The sequence below is a fragment of the [Clostridium] aminophilum DSM 10710 genome, assembly GCF_000711825.1.
GTDB classification, from domain to species: Bacteria; Bacillota; Clostridia; order Lachnospirales; family Lachnospiraceae; genus Clostridium_R; species Clostridium_R aminophilum.
Map to the genome: position 1 here is coordinate 30,426 of NZ_KL543982.1, position 23,741 is coordinate 54,166.

The window sequence follows — 23,741 nt, forward strand, 5'->3', positions numbered from 1 at the left end:
CTCGGTGACCAGCTCGGGGCTATGCTCTCCCACGGTTCTTCGCTCGGCGACCAGCTCGGGGCCATACTCTCCCACGGTTCTTCGCTCGGCGACCAACTCGGCTCGAAACTCGGCTCCTCGCTCGGCGTTATACTCGGTTCCGGCATCTCACTTGGTGTGATACTCGGCACCGGTTTCTCACTCGGTGTGATACTCGGCATCGGTTTCTCACTCGGTGCGACGCTCGGACGATAGAAATTGTCATCATCGTCATCATCGTCTCCGGAATCATACTGATTTCCGCTGTCACTGTTGCCCTTGTTTCCGCCGAGACTCAGCGGGTTGGCGATGTCTGACACGACAGTGCCTTCCGGAATACTATGATGCTTATCCTGCGGATCATATTCCACCGTGTTTCCGTTGAAATCCGTAATCGGAACGCCATTCTCCGCGCATGCCTCATACGTTGTCAGAACACGCTGCTCCTCTGCCGCATGAAGGGCGTAATGCGTATAATAGCTTACGATGTCATCTCCGAATACATTTCGAAGATCTTCGTATGCAGAAAAATACGCATTTACGTCAAAATTTGCGTTGCAGCATCTCGCCTCATAGATTCCCTTTGTGACGAAATGTTCAAACAGCTTTTCCGGATCTGTCCCCAGCTGGTCCACAACATCCTTGTTTAATTCTGCATACACTTTTGCATCAAACATTAGCCGGAGACCGTCCATGTCCTCCGCCGTGACCTGATGCGGTGCGGCATTGACCATAAATGTCATCCTCGTGCCAATCAGCATCGCACTCAGACCGATCACTGCCAATCGCTTTGATAGCCTTTTTTTCTTCACCTTTTCATCCTTCCCTTGTTATAAATTTGTTTTTATATAAAAATAATAAAAACACTGATTCACCGAAATGATTCTCCTAAAACGGCTATCCGTCAGAGAATCCGCTTATCAATGATATATCTTGGCCTTTTTTTCGTCTCCATATAGATTTTTCCGATATACTCTCCGATCACGCCCAGAGAAAGCATCTGACAGCCGGAAACAAAACAGATGATACTCGTCGTACTTGCCCAGCCCCAAACAGTCTTTCCGCAAATGGCCTGGATCACAGCCCACATTACTCCGAGAAAACTGATGAGAGAAATAATGAAACCAAGAAGTGTCACAAGCCGGATCGGTTTGACAGAAAGACTCGTAATCCCGTCAAATGCCAGCGCCAGCATCTTTTTCAGCGGATAATGGCTCTCTCCGGCAATTCTTTCCCTGCGCTCATAGAATACGGTAGTGCTGCGGAATCCCACCAGCGGGATGAGCCCGCGAAGAAAAAGATTCACTTCCTCAAACTCCGCAAATTTCTCAAGAACCCGTTTTGAAATCAGTCGATAATCCGCATGATTAAAGACAACCTCCGCTCCCATGCGATTCATCAGATGATAAAAACCTTCCGCCGTTGTTCGCTTAAAAAAGCTGTCCGTATCTCTTTTGCTTCGAACACCGTAAACCACCTCATACCCTTCCATGTATGCGCGGACCATCTCATCCATGGCATCAATGTCATCCTGTCCGTCGCAGTCAATGGAAATGGTAATGTCACATCGTTCCTTCGACTCCATCAGTCCTGCAAGCAGAGCATTCTGATGTCCCCGGTTACGGCTCAGCGAAATTCCCCTGTAATGGGAATCCTGCTCCGTCAGTTTCTGAATAATGCTCCAGGTATCATCCCGGCTCCCATCATTTACAAACAGGATCCGGCTTTCATCCCGAATCATCCCCCTGTTCACAAGCGATTGAATCTTTTCCAAAAACATCGTACATGTAATTGGCAGAACTTCCTGCTCGTTGTAACAGGGAATCACAATCCAGAGTATTGGTTTCTCGTCCATGCTTTTTCCTAAAAAAATCAATTTTTATGGCAAAATTCTTTTATTCTATATTGTTATAGACTTTATGTACGATAGTGTCAATTATTTTCTTCGTATTTTTGTCTATATTGCACCAAAAAGCAACTTTTTGGTAATGAAATGCATTCAGATTTCTGATCTCAGCCATAAGGCACCGTAAAGTGGCATCTTCCCGGCAGCGGCGTGCGCATCCTCGCGGAGCGTTTTTTGTTTCATCGGGAATTTCGGAGAAATTTACGATGAAACAAAAAAAAAGAACGACAGGTTTTCTGCCGTTCTTCCCGATCAAATTCATCTTCTGTTTTCAGATGATATGCGCCAATTCGTCCGTGCTTCTCTTCGGCACGTAATAATTCCGGTTCTCATCCACATAATACTTCAATTCCCCGTTTTCCGGCACGTCAACGATATGGCTTTCACATGCCGGTTTTCCGAGCGCGATCATCATACGGATGCTGTATCCGTCCGGAAGATCCAGAATCTTCGCAATTGCCGGCGCATCAATCGCGCCCATGATGCAGCTTCCGATGCCCCGGCTGTATGCCGTCATGACCAGACTCTCCACCGCAATTCCGGCATCCACATCGGACCACGGACCGGATTCCGGGGTTTTCACGATTGCGATCCAGGCTGTCGGCTGTTCATGCTTCTTCGGCGTACCGATTTCTTTCGGAAGCATGGCCGCCCATTTTACCAGAGGCTGAATGCGTTCCACCGTCTCCGGTTCCCGGACTGCGACAAACCGCAGCGTCTGATGATTTCCCGCACTGGATACCATTCGCACGTTATCCAGCATCTCCAGAATCACTTCTTCCGGCACCGGTTCCTGCAGAAATCTGCGATAGGTTCTGCATCCCTGAAAAAGCCGGCCAAGTTCCATGTCCGAACCTCCCCTCTATGATCGAAAACCGTTATGTTTCTCCTGCATCCTTTGATCGGAGATCGCTGTCTGCGCGACCGTCAGACCTCTCCGGCGGCCTGCCACATCTGTCTTTTTCCGGCTCGCCTTTCATCACCCTTCTTCTTTTGCCTCACCTGCCGCCATCGGAATCTTTCCGCTCTCAAGACGCGCACGGATAATCTCCGGCAGAACCCCGGTGCCGAAATTCAGCATCCGGTTCACACGGCTGATTGTGGCGCTGCTGGCATTTGTCTTCTTTGCAATCTCCGTATACACCTCATCATTCATAAGAAGGGAAGCGACATCAAATCTCTGTTCCATCGTCTGAAGTTCGGTCGCTGCACACAGATCCTCAAAAAAACGTTTGCACTCATCGACATCCTTCAGATCCAGGATTGCCTCATAGAGTGCCATACTGTGTTCTCGCTTCTGGTTTCTCGGCATAGAATAACCTCCCAAACATCTTCTGTCATGTATCCGACCGTTCATCACGTTTTTCAATACGTATTATTTACTTTCGAATATGATACCTCTATTATATTCTCTTTGCTTTTCCTTTACAACGCTTAAATGCTTTAAAGCATGCCATGCAAAAATTTCATCTTTTCTCTAATTTCAAGTTATGTTCTCGTCATTCGGCAGGGCGTTATCGGAATTCCAATCACTGCAGCCGGTCAAGCGTTCCGAACGTATATCCCTGGTTTTCCCATCCGGTCAGTAATTCATCCAGAATTTCCGTGTTGGTCTTCGATACGGCGTGGAGAAGAATTACCGCGCCCGGATGAATTCTCCGGTTCAGCGTCGCCAGCGCAGACGCATGATCTGGCTGTTTCTTCGTATCGTAATCACCGTATGCGACAGTCCAATAGATCGTCTTATAACCCATGGCCTGTGCCTGTGCATAGATCGCATCCGAATAACCGCCCTCCGGCGCGCGGAAATACCGCGGCATTTCCAGTCCGGTAATCTCCTGAAAGAGATCGGAATTCTTCTTCAGCTGATTCCAGAATGCCTCATGTGTCGTGATTGTATTCATGTGCGGATGACTCCAGGTGTGATTTCCGACAATATGCCCCTCATTCACCATTCTCCTGACCAGCTCCGGCTGCGTCTGCATGAATTCCCCGGTGCAGAAAAATGTTGTCTGAATGCCGTGCTTCGCCAATGTGTCCAGAATTGCCGGCGTATATCCGTTCTCATATCCCTCGTCAAAGGTGAGATACAGCACTTTGGATTCCGTGTCCGAAGACCGGGAATATGCACCGTATGTGTGCATCTTTGCCTCGTCGTCATTGCCCTTCGGCACCGCATTCGGCGTCGGCTGGTAGTTGCCCCACTGGCCTTTCGCGCCACCCGCGGGAGCAGCCTGAAGATCGGCCCACGCCTGATCGTCCGGCTTGACCGCAGTCTGATAATCGTATCCGCCTTTCCGGTTCTCTGTATTCTGCCCGGTCACAATGCTTCCCGCCTGCCGGCCGGCCCCCGTGCTTTCCACGGCCGAACCGGTCCTGTCGCCTGCCGGAACATTTCGTTTTTCCGCCTCCAATGCCGGCCCCGTCGCCTGTTTTCCGTTTGTTCCCGCATATACGGTTCCCGCTGCCGCGGCGGTGATGGCCGCAGCCATTGTCAGTCCGATCCATCTCGTTTTCTTCATATTCCGGTTCCCCTCTTCGCACTCCCGTTCGGATGATACTGTCCGATTCCATCCACGGGAACTCTTCTGCATATATAGTATTATTGTACACTAATTTTCTTCGTCGGGGTAGGATTGCCGCAAATCACACAGACGGATTTGCGCCCGCTTCCTGTCTTTTGCGGTCCGGAATTGGCGGAGCATTTTTGTTCCACAGGAATTCCGAAGAATTTCTCCTGTGAAACGAGACAAAACACGCTTCTCGAATTTCGCTCGTCATCGCGGCAGTCACCAGAGTCTCGCACAAGCGCAGGCTTTTGCTCGTTGCTCGCGTACAGAAAAAAGAGGACCTCCGATTCAAAATCGGAAGTCCTCTCATATTCTCTGTTATAACAACGGACCGATGGTATCCGGGGATATTTTCCTGCGGATTACATCATTCCCGGCTGCGGTGCCGGCATAGCCGGAGCCGGCTCCTTGATGGTAGCAACCGCCGCCTCGGTTGTGAGGAAGGTGGAAGCTACGGAAGTAGCGTTCTGAAGAGCGGATCTGGAAACCTTGGTCGGATCCAGGATACCGTTCTCGATCATGTCAACATAAACCTCGTTGTAAGCATCGAAGCCCTGACCCTCGCCAGACTCCTTTACCTTGTTGACGATTACGGCGCCCTCAAGTCCTGCGTTGATGGCGATCTGAGTCAGCGGAGCTTCCAGTGCCTTCAGGATAATCTTCGCACCGGTCTTCTCGTCACCTTCCAGTTCTGCAGCAACGGCCTCAACAGCCTTCTCTGCGTGGATGTATGCGGAACCGCCGCCGGATACAACACCCTCTTCCACGGCTGCTCTTGCAGCGTTGAGAGCATCTTCCATTCTCAGCTTTGCTTCCTTCATCTCTGTCTCGGTTGCAGCGCCGACGCGGATAACCGCAACACCGCCTGCGAGCTTAGCCAGTCTCTCCTGAAGCTTCTCCTTATCGAAGGAAGAAGTGGTCTCCTCAAGCTGAGCCTTAATCTGAGCGATTCTGTCAGCAATTGCGCTCTTGTCGCCCTCGCCGTCAACAATGGTGGTGTTCTCCTTCTGGATCTTTACGGACTTGGCACGTCCAAGCTGCTGGATGGTTGCATCCTTCAGCTCAAGGCCGAGCTCGCTGGAGATAACCTCACCGCCGGTCAGGATTGCAATATCCTTCAGCATCTCTTTTCTTCTGTCACCGTAACCCGGAGCCTTAACCGCAACAACATCAAAGGTTCCTCTCAGCTTGTTGACGATCAGGGTTGTCAGAGCCTCACCCTCAACATCCTCTGCAACGATCAGAAGCTTCGCGCCCATCTTTACGATCTGCTCCAGAAGCGGAAGGATTTCCTGAATGTTGGAGATCTTCTTGTCGGTGATCAGGATGTACGGATCTTCGAGATTTGCCTCCATTTTCTCCATATCATTGCACATGTAAGCAGATACATAACCTCTGTCGAACTGCATACCTTCAACCAGGTCAAGCTCTGTCATCATGGTCTTGGACTCTTCGATGGTGATGACACCGTCTTTGGAAACCTTCTCCATTGCGTCAGCAACCATCTTGCCGACTTCTTCATCTGCGGAAGAGATAGCGGCAACTCTTGCGATGTCGTCCTGACCCTTAACCGGGTGGCTCATCTTCTTGATCGCCTCAACAGCAGCATCGGTAGCCTTCTTCATTCCCTTTCTGAGAACGATCGGGTTTGCGCCTGCTTCCAGGTTCTTCATGCCTTCGTTGATCATTGCCTGAGCAAGAACGGTTGCGGTTGTGGTACCGTCACCGGCAACATCGTTGGTCTTGGTTGCAACTTCACGAACCAGCTGAGCGCCCATGTTCTCATATGCATCGGCAAGCTCGATCTCCTTTGCGATGGTAACACCGTCGTTGGTGATCAGCGGAGCGCCGTATGCCTTGTCCAGAACGACATTTCTTCCCTTCGGTCCGATGGTTACCTTAACAGTATCTGCAAGCTGATTTACGCCGGCTGCCAGAGCCTTTCTGGCGTCAACTCCGAATTTAAGTTCCTTTGCCATGATCATTACCTCCGAATCACGATCCCGCTGTTTTCCGCGGAATCCTCTGTTCAATTTCTATGCTTATCTGTTCCGGTCAACAAATCAGTCCAGAACGCACTTGATGTCTTTCTGCTCAACAACAACGTACTTCTCGTCCTTGCTGATCTCGATCTCTGTGCCGCTGTACTTTCCATAGATTACCTTGTCGCCAACCTTAACCTGCATGGTAACCTTGGTTCCGTCTGCAAGCTCTCCCGGTCCTACTGCGACAACTTCTGCCTGCTGCGGCTTTTCTTTCTCTCCGCCCGGAAGAACGATGCCGGAAGCGGTCTTCTCCTCTTCAACGATCGGCTTTAAAACAACATTGTCAAATAACGGTCTTGCTGTCATTACTTGCTTCCTCCTCAGCTGTAAAAAATGTATGTGCCAAGGTCCCTTTCAGGGCCTTTTCTGATCACAAGACAAGTTATAGCACGCTTTGTTAGCAGTGTCAACATTTGAGTGCTAATAATTTTATAATCCTCTCAGAGCCGCAGGCCAGAGGCATCCATCGCATACGGATATCCGCTTCTCACGCCTTATCTGATACGGATCCGCGAACATTTTATCGGTAGGATATCAGTTCTTCCACTTCCTTGCGGAGCGGTGCTTTCGGCTCCTGTGCCGGATGTCCGATCAGAATGAGAGCGGATACACTCTGTCCCTCCGGAACATTGACCGTTTCTTTTACTTTGTCCTCATCGAACACACCGAGAATCACCGTGCCAAGACCGATGTCATGCGCTGCAAGGCAAAATGCCTCCGCCGCGATGCCTGCGTCAAAGGACTGCCAGTGAGTTCCCTTTGTGGTGGAAAATGAGCCGTCCTTCTCAAATCCGGAACGCTTCTCCACCGTTGTCTCCACAATCAGCGCCGCTGCGCTGTTAATGTTGTTGCGGTTGAATTCAAAATCGCACACACACTCGTTTGCGATCCGCTCTTTCATCTCCTTGTCAAAGACCGCAATATACCGCGTTGTCTGTGTATTCTTCCAGCTCGGCGCAAATCTCGCCGCTTCCACACAGCGCTTGATGTCCTCTCTGGTCACCGGTTCGTCCGTATATTTTCGAATGCTTCTTCTTGTGACAATATTTTCCATTGTTTCCATAAATAGTATCCTCCTCATCATTCTCTCACGGCAGTCCTCCCGGCCGTCCCGGGCGGATCCTAACGGCGAACCGTCTCCCTTCCGTTCCCGGCGCAGAAACACAGCAGTTCAACACCTCAGCAGCTCAGCAATTCATCTGCGCGGCAGTTCGGCAGATCCGCAGTTCAACAATTCTGCCGCACCGTAGCTCGGCTGTTCAGCAACTCAGCCGTTCAGCAGTTCCGAAACCGCCGCTTCGTATTCTGCCATCTTTTTTGCTTTCCGGACTTTCTTCAGCTTCTTTTCATCCTCCGGGAACCGGTCTCCGAGATACGCCCAGAGTTCCTTCATCCGGAACAGAATATTATTGTCTTCCGGAATCTCCTGACGGTAGCGTCGAAGGAGTTCTGCATGAAACCGACGGATCTCATCCCGCGACGCCGCTGCCCCTCCGGCACATTCCCTCTGAAGCGCCGGGTTCGCGACAATCCCGCGTCCCAGCATCACCGCCTCCAGCTTCGGGAAGTCCGACGCCGGAAACCTTGCTTCCAGATTCTGCATCTCTTCTTTTGAAAAAATGTTTCCGTTATAGCATACCGGCATGACCGCATCGCGGCACGCAACGGCAAATGCATCCAGATCCGGCTCTCCGCCGTATTTCGCGGCAAGCGTCCTCGCATGAATGCTGAGCTCCGCGATCGGATACCGGTTATAAATCTCCGTCAGTGTCTTCATCTCCGATGCATCGGTAATGCCGAGGCGCGTCTTGACCGAAAGGCGGATCCGTCCGGAAAGCCCTTTCTGATTCAATCCGTCAAAGGTGTCTTCCAGAAACATATCGAGCGCCGTCGGGTCTTTCAGCATTCCGGCGCCCTTTCCCTTGGTCACAACCGTCGGTGAAGGACAGCCGAGATTCAGATTCACTTCCCGGTATCCTTTTTCCGCAAAGATCTCCATCGCCCACACAAGGCTCTCCGCATGAGAGGTCAGAACCTGCGGGATCAGACATCCGGTCTCATCATTGGCCGGATCGGTATCCCGAATCTCCCGTTTCCGCATCGTCATGTTCGGACCGACAGCCACAAACGGCGTGTAATAGCGGTCCATCCCCGGAAAAATCTGTGAATGTGCATTCCGGAACGGATATCCGGTGACGCCCTCCATTGGCGCAAAATAATATCGCATAATTCTTCCTCCAAGCGATAACAGTATACCACGAAAAGTACAAGCCGTGGGAGCGCTTGTGCTCATACGGCGGCGCGACGTGACACCGGGCCCGAACGGTACCAATGTACCGTAAAAAACACGAGCCTCAGAGCCATATAATATAGTTTTGATATACTTTGTTTTTTATTCCAGGCAAATTTTCTGTTAGTTATTCAACTACAAACTATATTTTTCTTGTATTATATTCTATCTTATCTTCTGTTTTCATGTGACTATCATTTTCAACGTCCGATATTATCCTTTTTCTTGGGTATCATTCCAATCAAGTAGCAATATATGGTAAAAGACTATTTTATTTCCTCGCAATTCCGAAATAGTTTTGCATTCTATGATTGATAATATATTTTTTCTATCATATAATGAGAATGCATTATCAGGCGAGCATACATTTCCGTTTACGCTCACCTATTCACGCACCGAAACCAACACCAGAAAGGTCGTTCAGAAACCATGAGCCGCAAAGACGAATGCGGGCTGTTCGGAAGTCTCTACTACTATCTCAAGGAGAATGTTTCCATCTTCCGGCGCGCAGAGGAATTTTACAGTTTCATAACGTCTGACCGCAGCTCCGCCGGCAAAAATCCGAGAAAGATCAGTTACTTTATTCGGTATGACTGCCTGACGGAGAAGGTTTCGCACGCCCTGATATCCGAACTCCGCGACAAAGACACCTACATGAAACGTTTTTCGGATATCACTATGCAGATGAACTATATGCAGCTCTCGGTACTCTCCGCCTCTCTTGCGGAGTTCGTCCGGAAGACCGACGTATACTGCAGCCGGATCCCTCAGGGAAATGCGGCAAACAACGAATTTCTGCCGTATCCGCCTGCGCTGCGCGAGGATCTCGCGCTCCGTCTTTCCTCTTCCGGCCCGGCCGATCCGGCGGAGGCCGATCCGGATCATGCCGCCGAACTGCTGTATCTCTATATCTTTTTTGCCGCCTCGAAGATTCTTCCGGAAAAAGCCGCATCTGCCGCGTTTCCGGAATACGGCGCGGCGGAGTACGCCCGCCTCGTGACCGATCGATATCCTTCCGGTGGCGAAGCCGCGGTCCTTGCGGAAAAAGCACTCGCCGACCGCGATGAATCGCCCAATCCGACCGCGTCCTTCCACTGCGGCATACGCCTGCTCGTGGAAACCACGGGGCATAAGCAGACGACGGATCCCGGAGCAGCATTCCGCTATTTTTGCCGTTCTGCCGGAATCCTTTCGCCGGACGGACTCCGCAAAAACGCGCAGAAGACCGCCAAAACCGCTGCCATGCTTCCGAACAGCGGTGCCTACGGTCCGGCACTCTGGGGAATCGCGCACATTGTCTTCAGTTACCGCCGGCCTCTCGCCGGCCGGAATAACCCGCTGGAAAACTGTGCGGAAATCCCGGATCTGGAAATGTTTTCCGCCGAAGAGCGGATTCGCTGCGCGATATCCTTTGCCTCTTCGGCAGCGCAGTCTCCCGATCCGGGGGCGGCGCTCTGTCTCCTTGGCCGGATCAGCAGGGAAGTCCCGGAAAACCGCCGTGAAGAATTCTCTCTTCAGGCACCGGATTACTACTTCCGCAAATCTGCGGAAAGCGGATATATCTATGCGGAGACCAATGCCGCCGCTGAATGCGCGGACCGGATACGGTCCGGTTCCGCTGATGTCTCCCCGCTCCTTCAGGACTACGAGCAGCACCTGCTTCGGGCCGCAGACTTCGGCATCGGATGGGCCGCGAACCGGCTCGGCCTGTTTTATCTGGACGGCCGTATCTTTCCTTCCGTTCCGGAAGAATCTGCAGGCCGGAGCCGTTTTCCGGAGCATTCCGACCGGGAGCGGGCCCTCCGGTATCTGAACCGGGCCGCAGAAGGACTTCCGGGGAAATCCTCCTCCTGGGCGCTCGCAAACCGGCTTGCCTATATTCCGGAATACTACAGCGGAGATATGCCGTCCATCATGCGGGATCTGGAAGAGATTGCCTCGCTTGGCAATGCGGAAGCCCTGCGTTTCCTGCAGAAAGAGCTGAACACAGACTCCCCTTACAGCAGCCGGAATACCCCGGTCATTCTGCTCTATCTCGAGCAGCTGATCCGGGAAGAGTAAGGCTGCATTATATAGTTTTTTCTATATGGAAAATATAATTTTTCTATTTATATTTTTTTACTTTTGTGTTACCATGTGTGTGGCATCATAGATTTTATGATAGTTTTGGTTTATTGATCGTTCGAGGGCAAGGGCCATGGTCAGAAAAGATTATAAATTATGTACGACCTACTCCGTCGAAGGCAATACCGCGAGGGTCGTTAAAACACAAGTAATTGATCTCACCGAGCGAAGAAAAAAAGAACAGCAGAAGGCATCCGGTTTCCGATGCGCCAGAGTGCGCTCGATCGGCCCGGGTTACGCTGCCGTTTTTTTCGCAGCCTGCCTGATCACCCTTTTTATCTGTCTGAATTACATCCGCGTATATTCTTCCATCACGGCACATCAGCGAAGAATTGATGCACTTCAGACCGAAATCCAGACCCTGCACAGCGAAAATGTTGCCGCGCAGACCGATCTGGAATTGAAAACCGATCTCTCCTATGTTGCTCTCGCCGCAAAACGCGACCTTCATATGGTTGTGCCGAATGAGGATCAGCTGATGTACTATGACCGGTCGGAACAGGAATATGTCCGCCAGAGAGAAGATCTCCCGCCGCGTTAAAGAAGTGCTTTCGGCTTTCCGTTTCTCTGACATCGTTTACAGAAAAAACTTCTTTTGATATGACCACAGAAATGGCCCCTGCCGGTTCCCGGCAGAGGCCATTTCGCATCTGTTATTTCACATCTGATTATATGTTTTTATCTCTTTTATTATCCTATATATCTTTTATGTTATATGGTTTTATCCCCGTCACAGTTACCCGCTTTTCCGGCTCATTTGCCCTTTTTTCCCTCTTCCGCATTCTTCATGCTGAGAGAAATCTTCTTCCGCTCCACGTCAACCGAGAGCACGCGGACTTTCACCACATCTCCGACGCTCACCACATCCAGTGGATTCTTAACAAAGCGGTCTGCCAGCTGTGAGATATGCACGAGGCCGTCCTGATGCACGCCGATATCGACAAAAGCGCCGAAATCCACGATATTGCGGACCGTACCGGTCAGAATCATGCCCTCTTTCAGACTTTCCAGATCCATGACATCCTGACGGAGCACCGGTGCCGGCGCATCTTCTCTCGGGTCGCGTCCCGGTTTGGAGAGCTCGTCAATGACATCCTTCAGCGTGTATTCGCCGAGCCCTGTCTGCTCCGACAGTTTCTTCAGATCCTCCTTCCGGATCTTCTGCGCGATGGAACGGGTCACGCCGCTCGCAAGATCCTCCTCGCTGCATCCGAAATGTGCCAGCAGCGTTCTCGCTGCCTCATAGCTTTCCGGATGCACCCCGGTCATATCCAGCGGTTCTTTTCCGCCGCGGATTCGCAGAAATCCCGCGCATTGCTCATAGGCTTTCGGGCCCAGCTTCGGCACCTTGAGGAGTTCCTTTCGAGTGGAAAATGCGCCATGTTCCTCACGGTACTTTACAATATTCTCCGCCACCGTCGCGGAGATTCCAGAGATAAAGGACAGCAGAACCGCCGATGCGGTATTCAGATTGACTCCGACGCTGTTGACCGCATCCTCCACAACGCCGCGAAGCGCCTCATCCATCCGTTTCTCATTCATATCGTGCTGGTACTGGCCGACGCCGATGGCCTTCGGATCGATCTTCACGAGCTCTGCCAGCGGATCCTGAAGACGTCTCGCGATGGATGCGCTGCTCCGCTGACCCACATCAAAATTCGGGAATTCCTTCGCCGCCGTCTCACTGGCGGAATACACGCTCGCGCCCGCTTCGCTGACGATGGCATATTTTACCGGAAGTTTCGTTCTGCGCAGAAAATCGGCGATGATCTTCTCCGATTCTCTGGACGCGGTTCCGTTGCCCACCGAGATCACATCGACATGGTAGCGGCGGATCAGTTTCTCCAGAACCTCTTCCGCCTCTTTTACCTTATTCTGCGGTGCCGTCGGGTAAATGACGGTAGTCGCAAGAATCTTTCCCTCCGGGTCGGAAACCGCGAGCTTACAGCCCGTGCGGAATGCCGGATCCCATCCGAGAACCGTCTTCCCGGACAGCGGCGGCTGCAGAAGGAGCTGGCGGAGGTTCGCACCGAACACGCCGATCGCGCCCTCTTCCGCCTTCGCAGTGAGTTCCCCGCGCACTTCGGTCGTCACCTGCGGTAGGATCAATCTCTTCCATGCATCCTTCGCCGCCTCTTTCCGGTACGGCACGCCGCTTGCCCTGCGGTCGCAGTGAAGTCTTCTCTCCATGTGGCGCAGCACATCCTCTTCCGGCACGTCGATCGATACCGTGAGGAATTCCTCCTTCTCGCCACGGTTCAGCGCAAGAACCCGGTGTCCCGGAATCGAGCGGACCGGCTCGCGGAAGTCCTCGTAATTGGCGTAGACTGCCTCCCTCGCCTCGAGCTTCTGATTGACGGGAGCTTCCTCCGCCGCGCCTTTTGCCGCTCTGCGTTTTCTCTTTACCGTCACGATCTCGCCTTTTTCTTCCGCAGTCTTCCGGATCCATGTCCGCTCTTCCGGGCTGTCCGAGATCTCTTCCGCAATGATGTCCTGCGCCATCTGAAGCGCCTGCGCGGCATCTGCGATGCCCTTCTCCGCATCGACATACTTTCCGGCCTCTGCCTGCGCATCACCGTTCGCCCGGTCATCCATCAGGAATTTTGCCAGCGGCTCCAGGCCTTTTTCACGGGCGATCATCGCTCTGGTCCGCCGCTTCGGCCGGTACGGGCGATACAGGTCTTCCAGTTCGGCGTTCGTCTGCGCCTTCTCGATCGCCTCCGCCAGTGCCGGCGTCATTTTCCCCTGTGATTCGATCGTCGAGATTACCGTCCCCTTCCGGTCCTCCAATGCCCGCAGGTAGGTCAGTCTCTCCGCGAATTTTCGCAGTACCGTGTCATCCAGCGCTCCCGTCGCTTCTTTCCGGTATCTGGCGATAAATGGAATCGTGCTGCCTTCATCGATCAGGCGGATTACTGCCTCCGTCTGCCAGTTCTTGATTTCGAGTTCACCTGAAATAATTTTTGTAATATCCATAGCGACTATTTTACCTTACCGCGCGTTTGTGTGCAATCTGTATGATTCCACCCCCGCAGTCCTTGAATTTTAGCAGCCTTCGTATTAGAATTATGTAAAGAATGCGGTCATGTCTTTTGCCCGCATTTCCCGTATTTCTGGCGATATTGAAACATACATCATTTATAGAGAAGGAGATCTATCATGAAACGTACAGGAAAATTAGTTGTACTCGCCGCAATCGCCGGTGCTGTCGCTGCAGGAGTTTCTTATATCTTACAGTACAAGTCCTTTCATAAGGAGCTGAGTGAGGATTTCCACGAATTTGAGAATGACTTCGATGAGTTCGATGATGAGGAGGATCTGGCCGAATCCAAGAGCAGCAGAAATTACGTCTCTCTGAACTCCAAGAAAACAGACGATGCAGAGAACGGTGCGGATGAAAAAGCCAGCACCGCGGATGAGGCCTGCGAATGTCCGGAAAAGACCGGCGATACTGCTAAGGCTTCCGGTGACGCTGCAGTAACCGACAGCGAATGTGCTGCTCCGGCTTCCGCCGAGACTGCCGGCACAGCCGCTGAGGAAGCTGCTGACACTGCAGAGGTTTCCGCCGACAAGACAGAAGAGGTCTGATTATGGTTCAGAGCCTGAAGCGTTCCATGGAGATTCTGGAACTCCTCCGGGACAACACTCATAAATACACCATCGCGGAGATTTCCGCGAAGGCAGAGCTTCCGCCGAGCACTGTCCACCGCATTCTACAGACATTCTGTGAGATGCGCTACGTGACCAGAGACGAATCCTCGCATACCTACGAGCTCGGTCCGGCGCTGATACCGCTGGGCCGGTCGGCTGCCGGCAACTACAGGATTCAGGATGCGGCGCTCCCGCTCCTGAAAAAACTGGCATTCACCACGCGGGAAGACACCTATCTGGTCATCCGCGTCGGCGACAAGGGCCTCGTTCTTCAGAAAGTGGACGGCCCGAACCATCTGAAAGTCGTTGAAGAATTCGGCTATGAGCTGGATCTTCACTGCGGCGCGATCCGCAAAGTTCTTCTCGCCTTCCAGCCGAAGGACTATATTGACTACTATCTTGAAAAATGCGTCCCGAATCCGGACGCATTTCCGCAGATCAGCAGCCGCGCCCTGAAGGTCGAGCTGGATGAGATCCGCCGGGACGGAATCGCCTGTTCCTACGGCGAATATGTCCACGATGCCTGCGGAATCGGCTCTCCGGTCTTCGGGCCGGACGGAAAGATCGAAGCGTCGGTCGGCATCATTGTCCCGCACTCCAGAATTGCGGAAAAAGTTCAGCTGGATCGCCTGAAGAAAGAAGTTGCTTCCTGCGCCTCCGAGCTGTCGTATTTCCTTGGGAATGCGTTGCCGAGACGGTGACGGTAATTTCAATCAAAAATATTCTTTCACGAAAAAAATGGCCGAAGAGATCATCTTCAGCCATTTTCTTTTACGAAACCAACCGTTATAAGCCCATCATAGCGAGTACAATAAATATTCCGCAGGATACAAAGGGGATCACAATCTGTGTGACTGCAATATCAAAATAAGCTTCTTTATGAGTAAGCTTGCAGATATTAAGAAGCGTTATCTGAGCTCCCTGATGGGGAAGTGTATCCAGTGTACCTGCTGCAATTGTGGCAATACGATGAATATACTCCAGTTTTGCGCCAAGACTGACATACGTGCTTGTCAAAGCATTGAACGCAACTCCCATACCTCCGGATGCCGAACCGCAGGCGCCCGCACATACCGCTACGGTAATCATGACGAAAACTAATGACGGCATATGAAGTCCCTTAAGTATCTCAACAAGGTTTGCAAACGCCTCCGTGTTTTTTATAACACCGCCGAATCCGACAACGATGGCCGTGTTCAAAATAGAAACTCCGGAATCTGCTGCTCCTTTGTTGAAAATTCCAATCCACGCTTCCAATCCCCCTGTTACGTGGCGGAACATAAGAATGACAGCTAATACAATACCCGAAAATACAGAAGTTTCAACCGGTAGTTTTACGGCATTGAACAGCACCAGAATGAATATAATCGGAAGTAAAGCGAAAACCACATTCGGAAGATTCTCCCTCGCATTGCAGTTGAGATCTTCTGCCGTGAGCTGGGTCTTAAGTCTGCTGTCATCAAAAAAATACCCATTCTTTGTAAAACTTCTTGACCGCCACTCAAGCCATACAGAAATCATCAAAAACTCAGCTGCTGTCACGATCAGCGAAGGAACAAATGCTGCCATTGACGGTGTTTTAAGGCTTGTCATGGCAATAACGTTCTGAACAGACGGAGATCCCGGAGCGGTCATTGACCACGTCCAGCATCCTGCGGAGATGGCTGCCGGAATTAATCGTCTGGTCAGATTCGATTCTTTAAACAGGTTTACCGCGATCGGATAAACAACGAAAAAAACCACAAAACCACTGACACCACCAAATGTTAACACACCGGTGATAACCATAATGAGTGGAGCAACATATTTACCTTTGCACAGGCTGCTGATCCATCTTGCGATGGATTCAGCAGCGCCTGTGAACTGGTAAACAGCGCCAAAGATTGCTCCTACAAAGAACATCAAAAAATAATTTGAAACATATTCTGCCGCAGCCGGCATAAACATGGTTTTCAAACTGTCCAGTATCCCCATTTGGCTACAGATCAGTACAAATATCGTAACCACCGGAGCCAGGACCAGAGCACTTACCTGTTTGAATGCAAGAAGCGCAAACAGGATAACCGCAATTAATAGCGCAAAAATACCCACGTCCATAATTTTTCACTCCTATATAGTTTTGTACCCCCTTATCTAAACAGAGCACCTCCGACAATGAGCTGCTGAATTTCGTTGGTTCCTTCGTAGATCTGCGTAATCTTGGCATCACGCATCATACGCTCAACATGATACTCTTTCATGTAGCCGTTTCCGCCCATGAACTGTACTGCCCACTCGGTAACTTCCATAGCTACATTCGTACACATGAATTTCGCCTTTGCAGCAGACTGATTATAGCTCTTTCCCGTATCATGATCCGTTGCTGCTTTATAAAGCATATACTTAGCAGCCTCAATCTTCATGGAGAGCTCAGCCATCTTAAACTGAGGATACTGGAACTTGGCAATCGGTGTGTTGAACTGCTGTCTTTCCTTCATATAATTCTTAGCGATCTCAAAAGCACCTTCCGCAATTCCAAGTCCCTGAGCGGCCACGCCGATACGTCCGCAATCCAGTGTCTTCATCGCGGTCTTGAACCCGTTGCCATCCATAGCAACCTTGCAGGATGCCGGCACACGGCAGTTCTCAAAGATAACTTCCGAAACCTGTGCGCAGCGGATACCCATTTTATTCTCAATCTTTCCGGTTCTGACACCCGGGGTGTTTCTGTCTACGATAAAGCAGGCAAGCCCCTTCGACTTCTTTTCCGGCTCGGTCAACGCATATACTGCAGTATATCTTGCAAGCGGTCCGTTTGTGTTAAAGCACTTCAAACCATTAATGATGTAATCGTCTCCATCCTTTACCGCTGTTGTGATGCAGCCGCCAGCATCTGATCCGGCATTCGGCTCAGTAAGGCCAAATGATCCAAGGCACTCACCCTTCAGTACTTCAGGAAGGAATTTCTTTTTCTGCTCGTCCGTTGCATCGGAATTCCATACAGATCCGCCGTAAAGCGATGTTGTTACGGAATAAGAAATACCAAATGAAGCATCCACTTTCGAAACTTCCTCAACGGCAAGTGCGTACTCCATATATCCGAGTCCCTGACCGCCATACTCCTTCGGATACGGAAGACCGATAAGGCCAAGCTTGCCGGCTTTGTGAAATGCTTCCATCGGGAACTCCCCGGCCTCATCTCTCTCAATGACTCCCGGAAGTAATTCTTCCTGAGCAAATTTTCTGGCTGTCTCCTGGATTGCTAACTGCTGTTCTGTTAATTCGAAATTCATAATTCCCTCCTAAAGTCTGTTTTCAATATTCTTTCCGGTGGCTTTACCAAGTTGATATTTTTGATATTCTTATTCTTCTGATAAAGTTCTGATAAAGCCTCCATTGTCTCTCCGTTCTATGAATCAGACAATTCTTCGACTGTCTAATAGTTCGCGTGCTATTTGTTTGTGCTTACAATAGTCCAATAATTTTTGGTTGTCAATACAATTTTGTTTTTTTTTGTAATTTTTGGTATTGACATTTTGTTTTATATGGTCAATAATGACTACCGTAAACGATCTTTTTTAGATTGTTTTGTTTGTTTTTCTGATGTTTCGGTCATATAAGGCGCATATCGTTATAAGTTTTTATCGAAGACGAATGCGACCCGTACCATTCCGCTATTTCACCGGATTCATGGCCGTCATCAGAGTTTTTTACCCCATTTAGTTCGCGCGTAAACTATTTGTTCTATTAACTTTTTGCAAGGTTTTTAAGTTTATGGTTTTTTACAACCAAGGAGGATAAACCAAATGGAAAACCTGGTAATGGAAGTGGAAAATGAAATTGCTGTAGTAACGATCAACAGACCAAAGTCACTTAATTCGTTAAACAGCGCCACCCTGCAGGAGATATATGAGTGCTTCACTGATATCGCTTCCCGGAAGGATATCAAGGTTGTCATTCTCACCGGCAGCGGCCAGAAAGCATTTGTAGCCGGTGCTGATATTTCAGAGATGGTTAACGCGACCCCGGCCGAAGGAAAAACAATGGGCATGGTTGCCTACAAGGCGTTCAAGCAGATTGAAGAATGCCCGCAGGTTGTCATCGCTGCGGTAAACGGTTATGCGCTCGGCGGCGGATGTGAGATTTCCATGGCATGCGATATCCGTATCGCGTCTGACAACGCAAAATTCGGTCAGCCGGAAGTAAACCTTGGCATCCTTCCGGGATTCGGCGGAACACAGAGACTTGCCCGTCTCGTCGGTAAGGGACGCGCAAAAGAGCTCATCTTCACCGCAGATATGATCAGCGCAGAGGAAGCTTACCGAATCGGTCTCGCAAATCATGTGGTTCCGCAGGCAGAGCTCATTGATTACTGCAAGGAAATGGCGAAAAAGATTATCAGCAAAGCAAGTTATGGGGTATCTCTTGCAAAACAGTCTATTAACGTAGGTCTTGATGTTGATCTTGCCAGCGGCTTACAGCTTGAAGCCAACCTGTTCGGACTTGCCTTCTCTACTCATGACAAAAAAGAAGGCATGAATGCCTTTCTCGAAAAACGTCCGGCTGAATTAACCGACTTCTAATAAACCCATTTACTCCCCATGGCAGCGATTTCGCTCCTTTCGAAATCGCTGCCTTATATCATAAGAAGTTACATCGGGAAATTCCAAAAAGCATTTGGATTTGGAGGCAAACATGAGAAAAACTCCTATTATTTCAGCTAAAGAAGCTGCTGCCATGGTCAAGGACAACATGACGCTTTCCAGTTCGGGTTTTGTGGCAAGCTGCATGCCCGAGACATTAAATAAAGCCCTGGAGGCTCGTTTCCTTGAGACCGGTTCTCCCAGAAATCTGACACTGTTATATGCCGCTGCTCAGGGTAACCGAGACGGTTCCGGCGCGGATCATCTTGCCCATGAAGGACTTCTCAAACGTGTTGTCGGCGGACATTACAATATGGCTCCCAAAATCGGCGAGCTTATCCTTTCGGGTAAAATCGAAGGATATAACTTCCCGCAGGGCACACTCTCTCAGCTTTTCCGGGATATCGCTGCTCATAAACCCGGCACCATCACACATGTCGGACTGAATACTTTCGTCGATCCGAGACTTTCCGGCGGAAAACTGAATAATGTTACCAAAGAAGATCTTGTAGAAGTCATCGACGTTCTCGGTGAAGAGCGGCTCATTTATAAATCCATGAACGTTGACATTGCCTTTCTCCGCGGCACTTACGCCGACGAATGCGGAAACGTGACCGTTGAACATGAGGTCGCTTCCACAGAAGTAACCGCCATCGCTCAGGCGGCGAAAAACACCGGTGGCAAGGTCATTGTGCAGGTAGAAAAAGTTGTAAAAGCGGGAACTTTGGATCCGAAACTTGTAAAAATCCCGGGAATCTATGTCGATGCCATCGTGATCGCAGAATGCCCTGAAGATCATGAGCAGTGCAGAACCTGCGCATTTGACGGATCGATGTCCGGACAGTTTCATGTACTTCTTGATGCAGATTCTACCCCCGCCAAACTGGACGCAAAGAAAATTATCGGTCGGCGAGCAGCGCTTGAGCTTACCGAGGGTTCCGTCGTAAACCTTGGAATCGGCGCCCCGGAGTATGTTGCTGTTGTCGCTAACGAGGAAGGCATCGGCGACTATATGACAATGACGGTGGAAGCCGGTGCGGTTGGCGGAATTCCTGCCGGAGGTCCGAAATTCGGAGGATCGGTAAACGCAGACGCCATTCTGGACCAGAACGTTCAATTTGACTTCTACGACGGCGGCGGCGTTGATTTAGCCTTCCTTGGTCTTGCCGAAGCAGATAAAGACGGAAATATAAATGTCAGCAAATTTGGTCCCCGTCTCGCAGGATGCGGCGGTTTCATCAACATCACGCAGAATGCGAAAAAAGTATTCTATTGCGGAACCTTCACGGCCGGAGGTCTGAAAGTCAGATGTGAAAACGGAAAGCTGGTTATCGATCAGGAAGGGAAAAATGTAAAACTGAAAGATGCCGTTGAGCAGATTACTTTCTCCGGAAAATATGCCGTAAAAGTAAAACAACCTGTAATGTATATCACCGAAAGAGCTGTTTTTGAGCTTACAGAGAATGGAATGCGTCTCGCCGAGATAGCCCCCGGAGTTGACCTTCAGAAAGATATTCTCGATTTGATGGAGTTTAAGCCGATCATCGACAAAGATCTTAAAGAAATGGACCCGCGTATTTTCAAAGATGAGCTCATGGGACTTAAATAACAAGAAGAACGAAATATCACGTAAAAATGAACACACTTGTAATTCTGAGAAACCTCTTTAACAATCCTGATTTGTTCGATGAAGAACAATATCTGTCCACCAGCGATATCAACGTGATTCTTGAAGCCCTTCACTTGCGCAAGCAGTGTGGAGGGCTTGTCTCGGCAATACTTTTTGCCGAAGATGTTGAAGAAAGTCAAAAGACTCTTATGAAGGCATACACCTATGGCGTGGACAAAGCCGTACATGTTGCATTTCAGAATTTTGACTTTTCACGCACAGACCGACTGGGAGATATTATTGCAAAAACGATAGAAACACATTTTACCGATTATGATCTGATCATGTTTGGCAGACTGGCCTACGACGGTGATGCTGTAACACTGGCTACCCGTGTATCGGAAAAGCTTCACATCCCTCGTGTGACCTACAGTGAAAACTGTATATACAATGGCTCCAAAATGATGAACACAAAATTTATATCTGCGGACCGTCACCTGTCAACCTGCCACTCGCTTCCATTATTGGTACACTCCATCCGGAAAGACGGTTTGCGGCGCCAGCCTTATATATCGGATATCATCTCCACTTACAGTGAGAAAAAAATCATCAAATTAGCCGGTGATCCTATGGAAGAGCTTCTGCCTTCTTCTCTATATAGAAGCACCTGTGATTTTGTGTGTGACGAAAGCCTGGCAAAGTCGAATGCACAGACATTGACGATGTTAAACGGCTCCAATGATATGGAATCCGCACAGAATCTAATCAATCTATTAAAGGAGTTAGGTTACCGTGCAAAAGAATACAATCAATAAACATATCATATGTGTTGTGGAAACCGGCAATAGCTGCCAAAACTCCGCGTTATATAAAAAAGCGAAAGAAATCATTCCTCTCAATGCTGCTGCCGATGATTTCGAAATAATTAGTATAGCAACTCCGGACTATAAGGAGTATAATTATAACGATGATAACGCTGTAATTAATATTCTTACGCAAAAACTGGCAGCGGTTCATGCATCACTTGTATTGTTTCCGTCGACATTTATTTACAGAAGCATTGCTTCCGCGGTCGCTGCATGTCTGAGTCGCGCACTTTTAACCGACTGTACGGCAATCGATTTCAAAAACAATTCCTTTTATGGTCTAAAACCTTCACTGGACGGAAAAAGTATGTCCCGTTACATATTTCATGGTCTCACTCCATATATCGCCGTCATGAAAGATGTCGCAGGAAGCAGTGGGATCCAAAATGCGGAGATTATTTTTTCAGGTGGTCGAGGTTTAATGAACTCCGATTCGTTCAGTGCACTCAGAAAACTGGCCAATTGTTACGGCGCATCCGTAGGTGCATCAAGACCCGTAGTCGATCTTGGGTGGGCCGGTGCCGATGAACAGGTCGGTCAGACCGGAAGTTTTGTTCACCCCAGAGTTTACGTTGCTTTCGGTATTTCCGGAGCTATTCAGCATCTGGCGGGTATGAAAGACAGTCAATATATCATTGCTGTCAACAACAACAAATTCTCTCCAATTTTTCAATTCAGTGATTATGCCATTGAAGCAGATGATAATTCCATCATAAGGAATATGCTTCAGCTGTTAGGCGTAAAACTGTAAAAACTATTAGAACAGGATATCAAATATGAAGATTGAAGAATGTATCAATTACTTGTTGACAGGTGCTCAGCACAAAGTATTTCAGAAAATGAAAAATGAGCTCAAAGAGTACGATTTAACACCTATTCAGTATGGTGTTTTGAAATGTATCTGGCAATTTGGAATGACAAATCCCAAAGAGATCGCAGACTTTCACAACATCGAGAATTCCACCATGTCCGGGATTCTTGAACGCATGGAATCCAAGGGTCTCATCAAAAGAGAAATTGACGATAATGATCGCCGATACATAAAAATCACTCTGACCGAGACATCAAAAGCGCTGGAATACAGTGCAAACAAGGTTATTGACAAAGTCAATGCTCTGGCTTTGAAGGATTTCACTCCGGAGGAAACCGAGACACTAAAAAATATGCTCAGGAGAATAGTCGATACCGAGTATGACGAATAATTCAAAAAAGATCTGTCACATTCGTTGATTTAAAAGAACTTCCCGTGCTTTTGGCACTCTGGGAAAATTATCATTACCGGCCGTCAGTCTGTCGCAGATTGGCCGCCGGCATCTTTTTTTAACCGGCAGAGCCGGTATTCGATGTAGTTTCCGGCATGTGAGTTCCTGTGTTTTCTGTTTGTGGATTTAATTTGTCAGGACGGACATGTATTTTTTCTAAATACCGTTCTCTTGGATACATAGAATCGCTTCGTTTTTTTTGCGGATATCCGAAATTATTTCTTCCGCTTTTCTGGATCATTTCAAATGTAAAATCTCATTTCTGCAAGAATGATTGACAAACTGTCCAATTCGGATATATTCTCATTATATACTAACCGAATTGGATAGTATTCCATTTAAGAGAGGTTGAAAAAAAACATGGCATACGCGATCAAAGAATTACGGATGGCGACCGGTCTGTCGCAGGCAACGTTTGCAGCCGAATACGGCATTCCCGTCAGCACCCTCCGGAAATGGGAACAGGGCGAGGCGTCTCCGGCCCCCTACGTGGTCACACTATTGGCCAAAGCGATTCCCTCCGTGAACAAATCTCTCCGGTCCATCACCCATACCGACGGATCCCGGTATTTCTATGACGAAAACCGGAAAATGGTATACGACAAAACCGGAAACGGAATCCGGATCCGGGAAGATCTGGAAGGAGTCAAAGAGCAGAATCTCGGCCTTTATCTGCACGATCTGTTTGAATCATTTTATGAAATTCAGGATCGCTTCAACCGGGACTGCATGTATGACAAAAAAGACGATATTATCTGGACGTGAGAAAAGAGGTGGC

General features: G+C 49.4%; 21 protein-coding genes and 1 pseudogene. 10 read left to right on the forward strand and 12 right to left on the reverse strand.

All coding sequences use genetic code 11. From position 1 onward, the window contains the following. The 9 genes and pseudogenes from BR86_RS16105 to BR86_RS0113800 all read right to left on the reverse strand — a co-directional run. Positions 1–830, reverse strand: a pseudogene (locus BR86_RS16105) (hypothetical protein); the annotation flags it as partial. A gap of 92 nt (positions 831–922) precedes the next feature. Next, positions 923–1,873, reverse strand: coding sequence for a glycosyltransferase family 2 protein (locus tag BR86_RS0113755; protein WP_031474844.1), 951 nt, complete (start codon positions 1,871–1,873; stop codon positions 923–925). A 322-nt stretch (positions 1,874–2,195) separates the two neighbouring features. Further along, entirely contained in the window at positions 2,196–2,771 is a 576-nt protein-coding gene (locus BR86_RS0113765; protein ID WP_031474848.1) for a nitroreductase family protein, read from the reverse strand. 132 nt (positions 2,772–2,903) lie between these two features. Continuing rightward, complete coding sequence (locus BR86_RS0113775) at positions 2,904–3,236, reverse strand: YerC/YecD family TrpR-related protein (protein ID WP_031474850.1); 333 nt, start codon at positions 3,234–3,236, stop codon at positions 2,904–2,906. 217 nt (positions 3,237–3,453) lie between these two features. Next, the gene (locus BR86_RS15420; RefSeq protein ID WP_161767337.1) at positions 3,454–4,446 is read right to left on the reverse strand and encodes a polysaccharide deacetylase family protein; all 993 of its coding nucleotides are present in this window, start codon (positions 4,444–4,446) and stop codon (positions 3,454–3,456) included. A gap of 410 nt (positions 4,447–4,856) precedes the next feature. After that, complete coding sequence (gene groL / locus BR86_RS0113785; protein WP_031474854.1) at positions 4,857–6,473, reverse strand: chaperonin GroEL; 1,617 nt, start codon at positions 6,471–6,473, stop codon at positions 4,857–4,859. An 84-nt stretch (positions 6,474–6,557) separates the two neighbouring features. Beyond that, the gene (locus BR86_RS0113790) at positions 6,558–6,845 is read right to left on the reverse strand and encodes a co-chaperone GroES (protein WP_031474856.1); all 288 of its coding nucleotides are present in this window, start codon (positions 6,843–6,845) and stop codon (positions 6,558–6,560) included. Positions 6,846–7,059: 214 nt separating this feature from the next. After that, the gene (locus tag BR86_RS0113795) at positions 7,060–7,602 is read right to left on the reverse strand and encodes a nitroreductase family protein (RefSeq protein WP_031474858.1); all 543 of its coding nucleotides are present in this window, start codon (positions 7,600–7,602) and stop codon (positions 7,060–7,062) included. A gap of 204 nt (positions 7,603–7,806) precedes the next feature. Beyond that, complete coding sequence (locus BR86_RS0113800) at positions 7,807–8,766, reverse strand: tRNA dihydrouridine synthase (protein WP_038288888.1); 960 nt, start codon at positions 8,764–8,766, stop codon at positions 7,807–7,809. A gap of 492 nt (positions 8,767–9,258) precedes the next feature. Here BR86_RS0113800 and BR86_RS0113805 point away from each other — a divergent pair, with 492 nt between their 5' ends. Together BR86_RS0113805 and BR86_RS15425 are read left to right on the forward strand one after the other, a co-directional pair. Next, on the forward strand, positions 9,259–10,890 hold the full coding sequence (locus BR86_RS0113805) for an SEL1-like repeat protein (RefSeq protein ID WP_031474862.1): 1,632 nt from the start codon (positions 9,259–9,261) through the stop codon (positions 10,888–10,890). Positions 10,891–11,026: 136 nt separating this feature from the next. Further along, a complete protein-coding gene (locus BR86_RS15425; RefSeq protein WP_051684832.1) occupies positions 11,027–11,494 on the forward strand; it encodes an FtsB family cell division protein in 468 nt (155 codons plus the stop codon). 212 nt (positions 11,495–11,706) lie between these two features. Here the strand turns inward: BR86_RS15425 and BR86_RS0113815 are convergent, their stop codons facing one another. Continuing rightward, positions 11,707–13,929 carry a Tex family protein gene (locus BR86_RS0113815; RefSeq protein ID WP_031474866.1) on the reverse strand — a complete coding sequence of 741 codons (2,223 nt, stop codon included), beginning with the start codon at positions 13,927–13,929 and terminating at the stop codon, positions 11,707–11,709. 183 nt (positions 13,930–14,112) lie between these two features. On the opposite strand from BR86_RS0113815, the gene BR86_RS15430 reads away from it, so the two are divergent. Then, positions 14,113–14,541: a hypothetical protein gene (locus BR86_RS15430; RefSeq protein ID WP_051684833.1), complete on the forward strand. Its 429-nt coding sequence runs from the start codon at positions 14,113–14,115 to the stop codon at positions 14,539–14,541. Between the two features lie 2 nt (positions 14,542–14,543). Continuing rightward, positions 14,544–15,305: an IclR family transcriptional regulator gene (locus BR86_RS0113825; RefSeq protein WP_031474870.1), complete on the forward strand. Its 762-nt coding sequence runs from the start codon at positions 14,544–14,546 to the stop codon at positions 15,303–15,305. A gap of 85 nt (positions 15,306–15,390) precedes the next feature. Here BR86_RS0113825 and BR86_RS0113830 read toward each other — a convergent pair whose 3' ends face one another. Together BR86_RS0113830 and BR86_RS0113835 are read right to left on the reverse strand one after the other, a co-directional pair. Next, the gene (locus BR86_RS0113830) at positions 15,391–16,701 is read right to left on the reverse strand and encodes a GntP family permease (RefSeq protein ID WP_031474871.1); all 1,311 of its coding nucleotides are present in this window, start codon (positions 16,699–16,701) and stop codon (positions 15,391–15,393) included. Between the two features lie 32 nt (positions 16,702–16,733). Continuing rightward, the gene (locus BR86_RS0113835) at positions 16,734–17,876 is read right to left on the reverse strand and encodes an acyl-CoA dehydrogenase family protein (protein ID WP_031474872.1); all 1,143 of its coding nucleotides are present in this window, start codon (positions 17,874–17,876) and stop codon (positions 16,734–16,736) included. A 513-nt stretch (positions 17,877–18,389) separates the two neighbouring features. Between BR86_RS0113835 and BR86_RS0113845 the strand changes: the two genes are divergently transcribed. The 6 genes from BR86_RS0113845 (at position 18,390) to BR86_RS0113870 (ending at position 23,728) form a co-directional block, all read left to right on the forward strand. Next, positions 18,390–19,166: an enoyl-CoA hydratase-related protein gene (locus BR86_RS0113845; RefSeq protein ID WP_031474873.1), complete on the forward strand. Its 777-nt coding sequence runs from the start codon at positions 18,390–18,392 to the stop codon at positions 19,164–19,166. A 112-nt stretch (positions 19,167–19,278) separates the two neighbouring features. Beyond that, entirely contained in the window at positions 19,279–20,835 is a 1,557-nt protein-coding gene (locus BR86_RS0113850; protein WP_031474874.1) for an acyl CoA:acetate/3-ketoacid CoA transferase, read from the forward strand. Positions 20,836–20,861: 26 nt separating this feature from the next. Further along, entirely contained in the window at positions 20,862–21,650 is a 789-nt protein-coding gene (locus tag BR86_RS0113855; protein WP_031474875.1) for an adenine nucleotide alpha hydrolase family protein, read from the forward strand. Next, positions 21,628–22,452 carry an electron transfer flavoprotein subunit alpha/FixB family protein gene (locus BR86_RS15435; protein ID WP_051684834.1) on the forward strand — a complete coding sequence of 275 codons (825 nt, stop codon included), beginning with the start codon at positions 21,628–21,630 and terminating at the stop codon, positions 22,450–22,452. Before BR86_RS0113855 ends, BR86_RS15435 begins: the two co-directional genes overlap by 23 nt. Positions 22,453–22,477: 25 nt before the next feature. Continuing rightward, complete coding sequence (locus tag BR86_RS0113865) at positions 22,478–22,903, forward strand: MarR family winged helix-turn-helix transcriptional regulator (RefSeq protein WP_031474877.1); 426 nt, start codon at positions 22,478–22,480, stop codon at positions 22,901–22,903. A gap of 420 nt (positions 22,904–23,323) precedes the next feature. After that, on the forward strand, positions 23,324–23,728 hold the full coding sequence (locus BR86_RS0113870) for a helix-turn-helix domain-containing protein (RefSeq protein ID WP_031474879.1): 405 nt from the start codon (positions 23,324–23,326) through the stop codon (positions 23,726–23,728). Positions 23,729–23,741: the final 13 nt, after the last annotated feature.

What these genes read in the sequence shown, in the direction of transcription:
- BR86_RS0113815 (WP_031474866.1), bottom strand. Translation starts at nt 13,929, where the DNA reads ATGGATATTACAAAAATTATTTCAGGTGAACTCGAAATCAAGAACTGG.
- BR86_RS0113830 (WP_031474871.1), bottom strand. Translation starts at nt 16,701, where the DNA reads ATGGACGTGGGTATTTTTGCGCTATTAATTGCGGTTATCCTGTTTGCG.
- BR86_RS0113835 (WP_031474872.1), bottom strand. Translation starts at nt 17,876, where the DNA reads ATGAATTTCGAATTAACAGAACAGCAGTTAGCAATCCAGGAGACAGCC.
- BR86_RS0113855 (WP_031474875.1), top strand. Translation starts at nt 20,862, where the DNA reads ATGAACACACTTGTAATTCTGAGAAACCTCTTTAACAATCCTGATTTG.
- BR86_RS0113775 (WP_031474850.1), bottom strand. Translation starts at nt 3,236, where the DNA reads ATGCCGAGAAACCAGAAGCGAGAACACAGTATGGCACTCTATGAGGCA.
- BR86_RS0113765 (WP_031474848.1), bottom strand. Translation starts at nt 2,771, where the DNA reads ATGGAACTTGGCCGGCTTTTTCAGGGATGCAGAACCTATCGCAGATTT.
- BR86_RS0113805 (WP_031474862.1), top strand. Translation starts at nt 9,259, where the DNA reads ATGAGCCGCAAAGACGAATGCGGGCTGTTCGGAAGTCTCTACTACTAT.
- BR86_RS15420 (WP_161767337.1), bottom strand. Translation starts at nt 4,446, where the DNA reads ATGAAGAAAACGAGATGGATCGGACTGACAATGGCTGCGGCCATCACC.
- BR86_RS15425 (WP_051684832.1), top strand. Translation starts at nt 11,027, where the DNA reads ATGGTCAGAAAAGATTATAAATTATGTACGACCTACTCCGTCGAAGGC.
- BR86_RS0113795 (WP_031474858.1), bottom strand. Translation starts at nt 7,602, where the DNA reads ATGGAAACAATGGAAAATATTGTCACAAGAAGAAGCATTCGAAAATAT.
- groL (WP_031474854.1), bottom strand. Translation starts at nt 6,473, where the DNA reads ATGGCAAAGGAACTTAAATTCGGAGTTGACGCCAGAAAGGCTCTGGCA.
- BR86_RS0113870 (WP_031474879.1), top strand. Translation starts at nt 23,324, where the DNA reads ATGGCATACGCGATCAAAGAATTACGGATGGCGACCGGTCTGTCGCAG.
- BR86_RS0113825 (WP_031474870.1), top strand. Translation starts at nt 14,544, where the DNA reads ATGGTTCAGAGCCTGAAGCGTTCCATGGAGATTCTGGAACTCCTCCGG.
- BR86_RS15430 (WP_051684833.1), top strand. Translation starts at nt 14,113, where the DNA reads ATGAAACGTACAGGAAAATTAGTTGTACTCGCCGCAATCGCCGGTGCT.
- BR86_RS0113755 (WP_031474844.1), bottom strand. Translation starts at nt 1,873, where the DNA reads ATGGACGAGAAACCAATACTCTGGATTGTGATTCCCTGTTACAACGAG.
- BR86_RS0113800 (WP_038288888.1), bottom strand. Translation starts at nt 8,766, where the DNA reads ATGCGATATTATTTTGCGCCAATGGAGGGCGTCACCGGATATCCGTTC.
- BR86_RS0113845 (WP_031474873.1), top strand. Translation starts at nt 18,390, where the DNA reads ATGGAAAACCTGGTAATGGAAGTGGAAAATGAAATTGCTGTAGTAACG.
- BR86_RS0113865 (WP_031474877.1), top strand. Translation starts at nt 22,478, where the DNA reads ATGAAGATTGAAGAATGTATCAATTACTTGTTGACAGGTGCTCAGCAC.
- BR86_RS0113850 (WP_031474874.1), top strand. Translation starts at nt 19,279, where the DNA reads ATGAGAAAAACTCCTATTATTTCAGCTAAAGAAGCTGCTGCCATGGTC.
- BR86_RS0113790 (WP_031474856.1), bottom strand. Translation starts at nt 6,845, where the DNA reads ATGACAGCAAGACCGTTATTTGACAATGTTGTTTTAAAGCCGATCGTT.